The organism is Streptomyces sp. B1866, assembly GCF_031932565.1.
In the GTDB taxonomy this organism is placed as follows: domain Bacteria; phylum Actinomycetota; class Actinomycetes; order Streptomycetales; family Streptomycetaceae; genus Streptomyces.
Genome location: NZ_JAVSCF010000192.1, coordinates 1 through 12,592 on the forward strand (window position 1 = coordinate 1; position 12,592 = coordinate 12,592).

10 protein-coding genes are annotated in these 12,592 nt (G+C 66.7%); 4 read left to right on the forward strand and 6 right to left on the reverse strand.

Features of this window, described 5'->3' with window-relative positions; all coding sequences use genetic code 11:
- Positions 1 to 32 precede the first annotated feature (32 nt).
- Genes RKE29_RS21875 through RKE29_RS21890 form a run of 4 tightly spaced genes read left to right on the forward strand, consistent with a single transcriptional unit; the run spans position 33 to position 4,988 of the window.
- On the forward strand, positions 33 to 2,054 hold the full coding sequence (locus RKE29_RS21875) for an AMP-binding protein (RefSeq protein ID WP_312007240.1): 2,022 nt from the start codon (positions 33 to 35) through the stop codon (positions 2,052 to 2,054).
- Positions 2,051 to 3,349 (forward strand): aminotransferase class I/II-fold pyridoxal phosphate-dependent enzyme, encoded by a 1,299-nt coding sequence (locus RKE29_RS21880; RefSeq protein WP_312007241.1) that lies wholly within the window; start codon positions 2,051 to 2,053, stop codon positions 3,347 to 3,349. Before RKE29_RS21875 ends, RKE29_RS21880 begins: the two co-directional genes overlap by 4 nt.
- Positions 3,350 to 3,381: 32 nt before the next feature.
- Positions 3,382 to 3,669 carry a phosphopantetheine-binding protein gene (locus RKE29_RS21885; RefSeq protein ID WP_312007242.1) on the forward strand — a complete coding sequence of 96 codons (288 nt, stop codon included), beginning with the start codon at positions 3,382 to 3,384 and terminating at the stop codon, positions 3,667 to 3,669.
- Positions 3,666 to 4,988, forward strand: a complete 1,323-nt coding sequence (locus tag RKE29_RS21890; protein ID WP_312007243.1) for a condensation domain-containing protein — start codon at positions 3,666 to 3,668, stop codon at positions 4,986 to 4,988. Before RKE29_RS21885 ends, RKE29_RS21890 begins: the two co-directional genes overlap by 4 nt.
- 24 nt (positions 4,989 to 5,012) lie before the next feature.
- On the opposite strand, the gene RKE29_RS21895 is transcribed toward RKE29_RS21890, so the two are convergent.
- The 6 genes from RKE29_RS21895 to RKE29_RS21920 all read right to left on the reverse strand — a co-directional run bounded on the left by RKE29_RS21895 (position 5,013) and on the right by RKE29_RS21920 (position 12,352).
- A complete protein-coding gene (locus RKE29_RS21895) occupies positions 5,013 to 5,828 on the reverse strand; it encodes an alkaline phosphatase family protein (RefSeq protein ID WP_312007244.1) in 816 nt (271 codons plus the stop codon).
- Between the two features lie 41 nt (positions 5,829 to 5,869).
- On the reverse strand, positions 5,870 to 7,150 hold the full coding sequence (locus RKE29_RS21900) for a condensation domain-containing protein (RefSeq protein WP_312007245.1): 1,281 nt from the start codon (positions 7,148 to 7,150) through the stop codon (positions 5,870 to 5,872).
- A complete protein-coding gene (locus RKE29_RS21905; protein WP_312007246.1) occupies positions 7,147 to 9,588 on the reverse strand; it encodes a beta-ketoacyl synthase N-terminal-like domain-containing protein in 2,442 nt (813 codons plus the stop codon). The genes RKE29_RS21900 and RKE29_RS21905 overlap by 4 nt, the downstream gene beginning before the upstream one ends.
- A gap of 69 nt (positions 9,589 to 9,657) precedes the next feature.
- On the reverse strand, positions 9,658 to 11,628 hold the full coding sequence (locus RKE29_RS21910; RefSeq protein ID WP_312007247.1) for an amino acid adenylation domain-containing protein: 1,971 nt from the start codon (positions 11,626 to 11,628) through the stop codon (positions 9,658 to 9,660).
- Positions 11,629 to 11,714: 86 nt separating this feature from the next.
- On the reverse strand, positions 11,715 to 11,975 hold the full coding sequence (locus tag RKE29_RS21915; protein ID WP_312007248.1) for an acyl carrier protein: 261 nt from the start codon (positions 11,973 to 11,975) through the stop codon (positions 11,715 to 11,717).
- A gap of 137 nt (positions 11,976 to 12,112) precedes the next feature.
- A complete protein-coding gene (locus tag RKE29_RS21920) occupies positions 12,113 to 12,352 on the reverse strand; it encodes a hypothetical protein (RefSeq protein ID WP_312007249.1) in 240 nt (79 codons plus the stop codon).
- Positions 12,353 to 12,592 lie beyond the last annotated feature (240 nt).

A 12,592-nucleotide genomic window follows, 5' to 3' on the forward strand; every position in this document is an offset into this window, starting at 1 on the left:
AAGATCATTCTCGTTGAGAAAACCTCATCGACTTGCTCTCCGCGCCGCTGATCATCACCGCCGACGGGTCCACGCATGATCTGGGGCCACAGCCCATCCTTCCGGTGCCCGCCGAAGACGTCGCCGACGTGGCCGCGAGGTCCTGCGGCTTCCGGGCCCGCACGCTCGACGGGGCGTCCCCGGCGACTCTCTTCTTCACGTCCGGGACGACAGGTCGACCCAAGATCGTGGTCACCCCGCACCAAGCGATCACCCGGATGTTCCGGCCCGGCGGACTCGCCGGATTCGGTCCCGGTCACGCAACGCCACAGGCCGCACCGCTGCCCTGGGACATGTACGCGTTCGAAGCGTGGGGCCAACTCGTCAGCGGCGGCACGACGGTGCCGGTGGCGGAGGACCACCTCATGCCGCGGACGCTACGCGAACTCGTCCCGGCCGCCGGGGTGGACACTCTGTGGCTCACCACATCGCTGTTCAATCTCTTCGTCGATGAGGACATCGACTGTTTCAGCGGTCTGCGCCAGGTGCTGACCGGCGGGGAAAAGCTCTCCCCCGCACATGTCCGCGCGTTCCTCGGGCGGCATCCGGGCATTCCGTTGCACAACGGCTATGGACCAGCGGAGAATTGCATGCTGACCACAACTCACCGGTTGCGTCCCGAGGATTGTGACCTGCCCGGGGGCGTACCGGTGGGCACCCCGGTACCGGGTACCAGGGTGCTGATCCTCGCCCCGGACGACCGGCCGTGCCCGCAAGGCGAGTCGGGTGAGATATGCGTCGCGGGCGAGGGCCTCGCGGCCGGTTACGCCGGCGACCCGGAGCTCACCGCCGCCAAGTTCCCGACCATCGAAGTGGACGGCGAGCCCGTTCGCCTCTACCGGACCGGTGACCTCGGTATCACCGACGCATCGGGGGTGCTGCATTTCCTCGGACGAGCGGACCGGCAGGTGAAGATCAGCGGGCACCGGGTGGAACTGGAGGAGATCGAGGTCGCGGTACGCCGCGTGCCCGGTGTCCGCGCCTGCGTCGCGGTTCCCGTGGCCGGCGCGCACGGCGAGGTGGGACGGATCTCGCTGTTCTACATGGCTGACTCGGCCGTGCCGCCCGACACCGACGACCCCCTAGCCGTCCGTGCGCGACTGCTGCGCCAGCTGCCTGGCTACATGGTGCCGGGGACCGTGCAGCGCGTCGACCGGTTCCCCGTCACCGCGAACGGCAAGATCGACTCCGCCGCACTGCTCCGGCTCACGAGGCCGGTCCGGCGGGCGCCCCCGGCTCATGTCGGAAGGCGGTCGTCCATGACCAGCCGACCTGTCAGCGGTTGCCGGCTGCCCTTCGGCACCGCGCCGGACGCCGCGGTCCGCCTGCTCTGCCTGCCGCACGCGGGGGCGGGTGCCGCTGTCTACCGTTCTTGGGGCGCCGGGGCTCTCGGCGGAGTAGCGGTGTGCCCGGTGCAGCCCCCGGGCCGGGAGAAGCAGCGCCGCGAACCCGCCCCGGCCTCCGCGACCGAACCGGCGCGCCTGCTCGCCCCCGAGATCATCGCGGATGTGCGGCCGCCGTACGCGTTCCTCGGTCACAGTACGGGCGCCCTGGTCGCATTCGAACTGTGCCGGCAGATCCGCCGACTCGGCGGCACCGCGCCGGTTCACCTCTTCGTCTCTGGCCGCCCCGCACCTCAGCTCTCGATGCGCCGCACCCGGCTGAGCGGTCTTTCGGTCACCGAACTGGCCGAGGTCCTGCGCCGACTCGGGGGCACTCCGCGGGAAATCCTGGAGAACCGAGCCCTCCTGGCCTCGATCCATCCCCTTCTCGTGGTCGATTTCAAGGCCAACGAGGAGTACGCCTACCGGCCGGAGGCCCCTTTCGGCATTCCCCTCACCGTCTTCGCGGCCACCCGGAACGCCGGGACGAGCCTCGACGAGGCAGAGGCGTGGGAGGCCCAGACGGACGGCGAGTTCCGGATGCTCACGTTGGACGGCGGCAACTGCGCGGTGTTCGACAAGGCCCCCGAGGTCCACGGACACGTCGCCACGTCCCTGCGGACTCCGTCATGACGCGGGCGACGGACGGAACCTCACCGCAGCTGTCCCATGTCGGCCACCAGATGTCGCGCATGTCCGGGCTCCGCGCGCTGATGAATGACATCGCAACCTCCATCGAGGGCGACCGGGCCGGCGAGTGGCTCAACCTCGGTATCGGCAATCCGGCGACCCTTCCTGCCGTGGCCGGAATGTGGCGCCGACTCACCCGGCACGCACACGAGGAGAGCTTCGCCGACGCGGGCCAGTACGGCCCCTCCCGGGGAGCTCCGGCCCTGGTCCGTGCCGTCGCCGACTACTTCCGCAGTCGCCTCGGGTGGAGAATAGGAAGCGAGAACATCGTCATCGGCCCCGGCAGCCAGATGCTCTGCTTCGTCGCGGCCGCGGTGTATGCAGGACCCGGCAGCACGGGAACGCGCAGGGTTCTCCTGCCGATGACACCGGATTACACCGGTTACCAGGGACTGTGCATGGTGCCCGGCGGAGTCGTCGGAACACGGTCCCTCCCCATGCCGGAAGAAGGCCGGCTCTTCAGGTACGTCCTCGACCTGGACGCGGTCGCCCGTTATCCGGACCCCGGCATGCTGCTGCTGTCCAGCCCGGGCAACCCGACAGGCCGCGCCCTGAGCCCGGCGGAGCAGGACGGCCTGATCAACATCGCCGAACGGCTCGACGTGCCCCTGTTCGTCGACCACGCATACGGCCACCCGTTCCCGCAGATCGGTTCGACTCAGGCCCCTCCTGTGCTCCATCCGAACGTCGTCAACTGCTTCAGCATGTCCAAACTGGGCCTACCGGGCGAGCGCATCGGTTTTGCCATCGGCCCCGAGCGTTTCATCACCCCGATCGTCTGCTGCCTGTCCAACTCAGTCCTGCACGCACCCAGGCTGGCCCAGGCCGCGGTCGCGGCCGGCCTGCGTTCGGGCGCGATCGACGACGCGGTCTCGACGGCGGTCAGGCCGTTCTACCTCGAACGCCGACTGCTCGTGGAGAAGCTCCTGAACAGCGCCATGCCGCCGGGCGTCGACTGGCGGCTGCACGCGAGCGAGGGCGGCATGTTCGCCTGGGTATGGGTCGACGAAGACTGGTTCGATGATCTCGCGCTTTACCACAGGCTCAAGGAGCAGCGCGTCTTCATCGCTCCGGGCCGGAGCTTCTTCACCGACAGCCCGCGTCCCGCCGAGCACGGCGCCCAGTGCTTCCGTATCACGCTCTCCGTGGACGAGGACGTACTGAAGGAAGGCATCAGGCGCATCGGCCGCGTCATCGGCCAAGCCGGCCCGCAGCACACCCCCCGAGATGACCCTTGAGAAGACTTGGATGAGAGGGAGGAATCGTCGCGTTGACCGAGAGCCGCGAAGACCACGTGGGCGCCGAGTTCGAGCCGCCGCAGGGGCCGCTCGAAAGCACGGTGGCACGCATTCAGGCCGAGGTCCTCGGCATCGACCGGATGGGCCGGTCCGACAGCTTCTACGACTTCGGTGGCACGTCCCTCCAGGCCATCCGGATCTGCACGAGGATCGAGCGGGAGACCGGCCGGCAGGCTCAGCCTGAATGGCTGTTCGAGTTCGATGTCCTGTCAGAATTCGTCAGCTTCCTGTCGGCGCCAGGCGGGGAGGCAGCGCCGTGAGCCGTGACCGTTGCCGAGACGGCCATCCTCTGTCGTTCGTGCAAGAGGCGCTCTGGCTCTCGGAGCAGTTCGCCGTCGGGACGCCCCCCTACGTCGAAAGCTGGGCGCAACGGCTCAGAGGCAACCTGGACGCCGATGCGCTGATCCGGGCGCTGAAGCGGATCAGGGACCGCCATCCCGCACTGCGGTCGCAGTTCGTCCTGGAGGACAACCGCCTTGTCCAGCGCGTGCGGCACGATGCCGACCTCGTCGTGGAGCGGGTGGACGCGCAGGGCGAGGATTCCGACGACGCGCTTCGAAGGGCGGCGCAGCGGCCGATCGACATCCGGGAGACCACCCTCCGGGTGGTCTTGCTGAAGCTGGCGCACGACGATCACGTTCTTCTCGTGCATTGCCACCACATCGTCGTCGACGATCACTCGTTCGACCTGCTGTCCGCGGAGATCCAGGCACTGTACACGGCGGCCGTCGGCGGACAGGCCGTCGAACCGCCCGCCCCCGGGATCACGGTCGGCCGGTACGCGGCGGATCAACTGGCCCGCGGGATACCCGAGTCGTCTTTGGCGTACTGGACCCGTTACCTCGACGGCGCCGAACCCCTGCCCGCGTTACCGCCGGCCGGGCGAGCGCTCCGGTCCCGGCGCGACAATCGGTGCGGCCGGGTCACCGAAGTGGTGGACGTCGATGTCGCCCGCCGCGTCCAGAAACGCGCCCGGGCGATGCGAACGACGCCCACCGTCATCATGCTCACCTCGCTCGGCATGACGCTGGCCGCCTCGGCGGGAGTCGAGGACATTGTCATGGGCCACCCGGTGTCACAGCGGGGTCCGGCCGGCCTCGACCGGGTGTTCGGCTGCTTCACCGACACCATGCCGCTGCGGCTGCGCGCGCTGCCCGAATCGACGTTCAGCGAGCTGTGCGGCTCCGTGAAACGAGACGTGATCTCCGCGCTGCGCCACCGCGACGTTCCGTGGGCCTACGTCGCGAGGCATCTGCCGCGCACACCGGGGATGTTGCCCGGTGAGGGACTCATCAGGGTGGTGATGGTGGTCGAGGAGCCGACACCGCTGACGCTTCCCGGCCTCGCGTGCGAGCGCGTCCATGTCGTGCCGGCGGGGGTGAAGTTCGACTGGTTCGTCGACGTCGTGGCAGAAGCGGGCGGCTACACCTGCCACGTCGACTACGCTGCGGACTGCTTCACCTCCGACGAGGCCACACGGGCGCTGCGGCAGTGGACGCACACCCTCGCCGAGGTGTCGGACGACCCGGACCTCACCGTCGCGGCCCTCGGCCGGACCTTCGCCTCCGAACCCGCATGATTCGGACCAAGCGCGGGCCGGAGGTCATTCGCCGCCGCCTCCCGTATGTTGCAGCGCGGTCCCGGCCAGGCCGAAGCCCCTGTGAGGAGTCCGGCCGAGAGCCCCGAACACCGTCGGAAAGACGTCGGCGTGGCTGGCCGGTCCCCGCGTGATGCCGGGTCCCGCCGCGGCCAGCCAGGCGGTGCTCTCCGCCTTCGAGCGGCCACCGTGCCCGCCCTCGTCCCGATGGCCATGGTCGGTGACGACGATGACCGTCCACTCCTCGCCGCTGCGTTCGCCTATCGCCGCGGTGATATCACCGATCCGGGCGTCCGCTCTCTCGATGGCCTCACGGTATTCAGGTCCGATGCCATGGCGATGGGCCACCGAGTCGGGCTCGCCGAAGCAGACGAAAGCGGCATCGACCTTGTCGTTACGCAGCACGCCGACGGCGTCGCGCGCGACGGATTCGTCGGCTTCTTGGTATCCGAGCGTGTCGCCGTTCATCATCATGAGCCGGGAGGCCGGCCGGAATATTCGCGTGGCCAGCGGCTGCCAGGCGGCGGCCACATACGTACGCACGCTTTTGTCCATCCAGGTGAGTGCGTACAGAAAGTCGGGGAAAGAGGCCAGCCGATTACCAGCAAGACTGTTGTCGTACACTCCGTGGAAGGCCGGCCAAACGCCCGTCGCGACGGTCGCCCAGAGTGGCCCGGAATTCACCGGCGCCTGATCACTCACGCTGAATTCACTCAGGAACCCGGCTCTCACGACGGTGTCGAGGTGGGGGGTCCTGACCTCCTGCAGTGTGTCATAGCGCACACCATCCACACCGATGACGATCACTTTGCGGTCAGGCATAGGGGACACCTCCGGTTGATCTTCATCGAATATTTCCCATGTCAAAAGCACGCGCCGGGAATCCGCAAGATGCCGGCGATCTGTTCAGTGATCTCGACAGGTGCCCGTTGGTCGACGACCGAAGGCTGGTATATGACGTTCACGACATAGCCGGGCTTCTGGTTCACCCACATAACTTTCAACTTGCGGTAATAAGGATCGGAGGCGGCTACCGGTATTTCCTCCACCCGCACTCCCGGAAGTGTCAGATCCTCGTTCCCGTTACTGTCGACGCCCATGTCAACCTTGACGAACTCCGGCCCTCCGAGCGCCTCGAGTACTGGGTCGATGCTTGCGTCCCGATGGCGGTCCGCGGCGCGCCAGTCATCGCGGACGGCGACGACGAGGTCATCCAAGGACCGGACACCGAGTGCATTGAGCCGGGTGATCCGGATGTCCGAGAAGAAGCCGACCGCCTGCTGGACGGCCGGGGTGTTCCTGTTGGCGATCTGTGTCCCAAGCAGCACATCACGCTGCCGCGTGACGCGGGAGACCGCGACGCCGGTCGCGCAGAGGAGCACGGTGAACGGCGACACCCTCAGAGCACGGGCGAGTTCCAGGGTCTGGGCCAAGCAGTCCGCGGGCAGGGCCATCTCGTGATTTCTTCTGGCCGACTGCGGGGACGTCGCCTGGGCAGGTGACGGGGCGGGCCAGTGGACGGTGCCGGTGTACCCGGAGACGATCGAGGCCCAGAAAGGCACGGCAAAGTGCCGCACCTCACGCCAGGAATTCCTCTGCAACTCGGCGAACTCTCCATAGCTCATCCCGAGCGGTGGAAGCACGGCCGGCCGACCGGCCAGCCGTGCGGCATACAGTTCTGCGAGATCCCGAACGATTATCACGTACGACAGACCGTCATAGACCAGGTGGCTGATGGTGATCGAAAGAAACACGCACCCGGCGACGCCGTGCAACTCGGCCCGAAAGAGCGGCCTACCGCCCACGATGTCATCCATGGTGTGACGTTGCTGCAGGAGTACGTGCGCCAGCGAATCGATGTCGTCGGCTTGAGAGACACTCTCACGGAAAGGGTCCTGTGGTTCCGCGTGGACCTGCTGTACATGGCCTGGTCCACGGCTGCCTATGGTCGTTCGGAGAGCCGCATGGCGCCTGACGAGATCATCGACCGCAAGGGAAAGACACGCCGTGTCGATTTCTCCCTCTAGCCGGTAGAGCCGCACCTCGTTGCAGCAGGCCGCACAGTACGGAATGCGCCGGTACCGCTCCAACTCCACCTCTTGCTGAAACGACAATGGATGATATTCGACATCCCGGAGATTCACCGCTGTCCCCCAGGGCCGGGCGGGTCTTCCGACGCGTCGCGAGGCAGCAAGTCCCTTACGCGGGCGACAAGCTCTCCAGGGGTCGGTTCGGAGAACACGGTATCGAGTTCCAGCCGGACGCCAAGGCGTTCCTCGATCTGTGAGACGACGACCAGCGCGGAGAGCGAGTCGCCGCCGGCATCGTAGAAGTCGGTGTCGGTCGAGTCCGGCGGCTCACCGAGAGCCGTCTCCCAGGCGGCCATGACCTGCCCCGCGATCATGTCGTCGGAGGCCTTCGCTCCGCTCCCGGCCCGCGCGTCGGTCACGCCCGGATCAGTGAGGGACGCACGTGCTGTCGGCTGCTCGTAGTGGGGGTCCCAGTAACGCCGCGTCTTGAACCGATAACCCGGCAACGGCACTCGTCTGAATCCGCCGCCGCTGAACAAGGGGCCGAACCGCACGTCCACACCCGCTTGCCAGATCGCGGCGAGCGCGGCCACCACGGTGCCGGTCGCGTCACCGCGGTGCGAGACCTCGTGGCCGTCGATCCGGACCGGTCCGGCGTCCGTCATCGGGACCCAGATGCCGCCCCCTGGTTCGCCCGCTCCCGCCCGCTCACTGTCCCAATTGCTTTCGGCGACGCGGCTGAGTGCCTGTGAGACCGCGATCTCTCCGGTGAACGCCGCTGCTGCGGCGGTGCCGAGTCCGGATGCCACGATGCACGTCGGCTCGATGCCATGCGCCGCCCACATGCGGGCGAGCGCGTACTCGAACGCGCACTGGGCAACGGTACGATCACGCTCGTCCCACTGTTCCGCCGACAGGGCGGACACCGCGTCTTCGCATCGACCCCACGCGTCGTGGAAATCGGGGTGCCAGCGGGCGAGTTCTCGCACCAGTTCCGGCGTTGCCCCGGCGTCGGCCGAGAAGCTGAAGGTGACCTCACCGACGGCACGACGGTGCGTCGGCTCAGCGGTGCGGAGCAGCCGCGCCGCCTCGCCCGCGTCGCGTCCGGTCACTGCACAGCGGTAGTCGAACGCCTCGCGTCCCTCGGCGAGGGTGAACGCCGCGTCCGGCAGGTCGATGCCGCAGGACAGCGCCTCGGCCAGATCCCGCAGGTGCAGCTGGAGCGATTCGGGGTTCTTGGCGCTGACTAGCAACGGCCAGTACCCGTGACGCGGCGGCGGAGCAGGGCGTTCGGGTGCCTCTTCCAGCACCAGGTGAACGTTCGTGCCACCCACGCCGAAGGCACTGACACCGGCACGCCGTGGCCGATCGTCCGGCCACGGCTCGCACGCCGTGGGGATACGGAAGGCGCTCTCTTCGATACCCAGAGCCGGATTGGGCGTCTCCACGTGAGCGCTGGGGAATATGACGCCCTCTTCCAGGCTGAGTACGGTCTTGATCAATCCGACAACCCCTGCTGCCGCGTCCAGATGCCCGATGCTGCTCTTCACCGCCCCCAGGGCGCACGAGCCGCGGGGTGCCTCCCTGTCGAACACGTCCCTCAGGGCGGCCACCTCCACCACATCCCCGAGGGCCGTCCCGGTGCCGTGGGCTTCGACGTACCCGATGTCGCTCGGCCTCACGTCCGCGATGGTGTGCGCCATCGTGATGGCGCCGACCTGCCCCGAAACGCTGGGCGCGGCGTAGCCGACCTTGTCGTTCCCGTCGTTGTTCAAGCCGTAGCCGGAGATGACGGCCCGAATCACGTCTCCGTCATGGATCGCGTCGGACAGCCGTTTGAGCACCACCACTCCGGCGCCGTCGCCGGGTACGGTGCCCGCAGCCTTCGAGTCGAACGTCCGGCAGAACCCGTCCGGTGACAGGATCGAACCTTCCTGGAAGACATAGCCCTCCTCCGGAAAATCGATCGCTGTCCCCCCGGCCAGCGCGATGTCGCACTGGCCCATCAGCAAGGCCTGCGCCGCCTGCGTGACGGCGACAAGAGAGCTGGAACAGGCGGTCGACACGGTCACGCTCGGCCCGCGCAAGTTCAGCGTGAACGACACGCGCGTACTGAGATGATCAGCGGTTCCGTTGATCACGTCCTTCAACTTGTTCGAGGTCACCGGGGCATACGAATTCTTGCTGCACGCACCGAATACGCCGGCGCGCGATCGGAGCCGTGGTGCCGCATAGCCCGCGTCCTCCAGCGCGTGCCACGCCGTCATGAGGAACAGGCGGTGTTGCGGGTCCATGGCTGTCGCATCCGACGTGGAGAAGCCGAAGAAACCGTTGTCGAACATGTCCGACTCGCGGATCAGGCCGCGGGCGGGGACGTAGCGCGGATTATCAAGTCGCCGCGCCGAAACCCCTCGGGCAAGCAACTCTTCGCGCGACAGGCGCGTGACAGAGTCAGTTCCTTTTTTCAGATTCCACGCAAAGCGCCGATAGTCCTCCGCGCCGGGAACGCGGCATGCCAATCCAATGACTGCTATTTTGCGAGACTCGAGCATATCACCACAACCTCCATCTGTTCGCGCCGGGCCTGCTTTCCGGATACGTGAGCGGTAAACGCTTTTTGATCAGACCTGACCCTGCTTCGCGAACGAACCGGCAGGCATGGCGATGGCCGCGAGTCGGCTTCGGTCGATTTTCCCGTTTGCTGTGAGAGGCAGCCGATCCACAACGGCCCAGAGCGGGGGAACCATATATGAGGGCAGATGGTCCCGCACCCGGTCTCTCAAGTCGGCAGGCGTCACCGTCGTCCCCGGCGCCAACCGTACTGCGGCAACGATCCTTTTGTCGGCACTGTCGCCGTCCGTGACCGTCACGACCGACTCCTCGACTTCCGGCTGAGCGGTCAAGAACTCACTGATCGCCCCCGACTCGATTCGGAAGCCGCGAACCTTGACCTGGTCATCCATTCTGCCCAGAAAGCAGAGCCGGCCGGCCCCGTCGATACGCACCAAGTCACCTGTGCGGTACAGTCGTTCGCCCACATCGGGCGAAAAGCAACCAAACGATCGTTCGGTTTCCGCCTGGTCGTTGAGGTAGCCTGTCGCAAGTCCTTCCCCGGCGGCATACAGTTCTCCGACAGCCCCGGGCATCAGTAGCCTCGCACGATCATCCAGAACATATATCCGAGTCCCGGGAACGGGTAGGCCGATAGGGATCGGCCCGTCGATGTCGGCAGGGTCGTGAAGCGAATGGACCGTCGTGAAGGTCGTATTCTCAGTCGGACCGTATCCGTTCGTGATCACAAGGCCTGGGTTCTCCGTCAGAGCACGTTTGATGTGCGCATGAGGCACTACGTCTCCACCCGTGAGGAGCTGTCGCAATCCGCCCAATGATGTCGCCGCGAATTCCTGCACGAGCCTGAAGAGGCCCGCCGTGAGCCAGGCAACAGTGATCTGGCGTTCCTCGAGAAAAGCGCCTATCTCGCCGGGGGTGAGCAGGTCCGGTGGGCAAACTTCAAGCGACGCTCCCGTCAACAGGCTGCCCCAGATCTCGACGGTGGAGGCATCAAAGGCGAGTGACGACAGACGCAGACAGCGCTCCCCCGGGCCCAGCGCCAGATAGTCGGCGCCGTGCACCAACCGGATCACCGCACGGTGCGGAATCGCCACACCTTTCGGCTCCCCCGTCGAGCCCGAGGTGAAGGCGATGTACGCCAGTCGGTCGGGGTCGGGCCGGACGGGCGTCATGCCCGCCCCGTCAGCCTCCCATCCCCGGCGCCATGAACTGACCGGAAGTACGCCGTGCGACGCGAGCCGACCGGCCCCGTCGTCGGCCACGATCGCGGCGGCGGGGGCTGCCTTGGCGATGATTTTCCCGGTATGGGAAGGGGGTTGAGTGAGATCCACACCGATATAGGTGGCTCCCGCCCAGAGGGTGCCCAGCACCGCCACTGTCTCCGCCACCGAGCGCGGAACGGCGATCAGCACGGTGTCGCCCTCGCGGACGCCGGCAGTACGCAGCAGGCGCGCCTGCTCGGCCGCGGCGGCGGCCAGCTCGGAGTACGTCAGCGTCGATTCCGCGTCGCGCACGGCCGGCACAGCGGGCCATCGCTCCGCCGCCATACGGAAGAGTTCATCCACAGATGAACGTGGGAAGACGCGAGGCGTGTCATTGACGGCTTCGAGAATCTTCCGCGCCTGGGCAGATATACACCGGACATCCGCCAACGTCATACCTGGACAGTCCTCGGCCGTCGCCTTCACGAGCTGTTCCACCGCAGCCAAATAATTCGCGACGAATCTCTCCGCCTCGCCCTTATTCCACAGGTCCGTCGCGTAATCGAGATGCCCCTCGAACGATCGGCTGGCCCCGGTCGGTTGCAGAGAAATAACGCACTGCGTCGTAGGTTCGGCATCATAGAGGATCCGGACGAGCGGATCACATGGAAAATCCTCCCTGCCCAGGCTCCGTCTCAGCGATTCGCCAACGCTGCGCACGAACACTTGTGGCGCGAGGTCGTCGTCGATATCGACATGGATCGAAACCAGGTCTTTTGGGCTGGCGACGCCGACCAGCAAAGTGCTCGCGCCGGTCAATCGGCTCAGCGTGAGGCCGAATGCGGAGATAAGGACAGGGAGTGGAGTGTCAGCAGGCAGCCTGGCGGGAAGGCGACCACTGCGCATTACTGACGCTCTCCCTGACCCTCGCTCATCAGTTGGCCGAGCAACTCAGCCTGGTTTCGAACGGTGGGAGCCCGGAGGACGTCAATGGCCCTGATCGTGAGTCCAGAGGATTGCGACAGCTTACCGATAAGAGAGATGAGCATGAATGAATCCCCGCCGGCGTCGAAGAAACCGATGTCGTCGTTGAATTTTTCGTAGCCCAGCGTATCCCGCCAAGCGGAACGGACGATACCGATGAGATCAGCTTTACGGTTTTCCATGATCTACGCCTCTCCAATTGACTGGAAGCCGTAGTATCGCGCCCAAGTCGGGGTTTGTCTAAAGTCCAGCCTGCGCCATCGGCGCGACATCAGTCGACCGATTGACTGATGCCCGCGCCTGATTTTAGGCGCGGGCATCACTGTCTCAGGCGGTCTCGGTGGCGGAGGCCTGTCGCCGCAGGCCCGAACGCTTCGGAGTCACCCCCGTAGTCCTCCAGGAGGTGCTGCCACGAACTCAGATACTGCTGGATCAGCCAGGCAACCACGTCGGCGCAGTGCGGCGGGATCGCGGACATCATCTCGGGCCACTTGCGAAGCGCCGTCTCGTGGGTCCAGAGCCAGCGCAGCAACTCGCGCCCCCGGTCCGTCGAGCGCACGGCCGGATCGCGGGCCAGCCGGTCGAGGTACCTGCGGGCGTCGGCTCCCGTAGCAGCGGCGGGCGGCGCACCGCGTCGGGTCGGGCCCGCAGTCCCGCGCTCCACCGGCGCCGCGGGTCGTCCCTTGCCCTCGTGCCGGGCACTTCCCTTCCGCCTGCCCGGCGGCGCCGCCTCAAGGCCCTGGTCGAGACGCTGGCGTACGTCCCGCGCAGTCCCTAATACTCCAGCTGTAGATCGTGA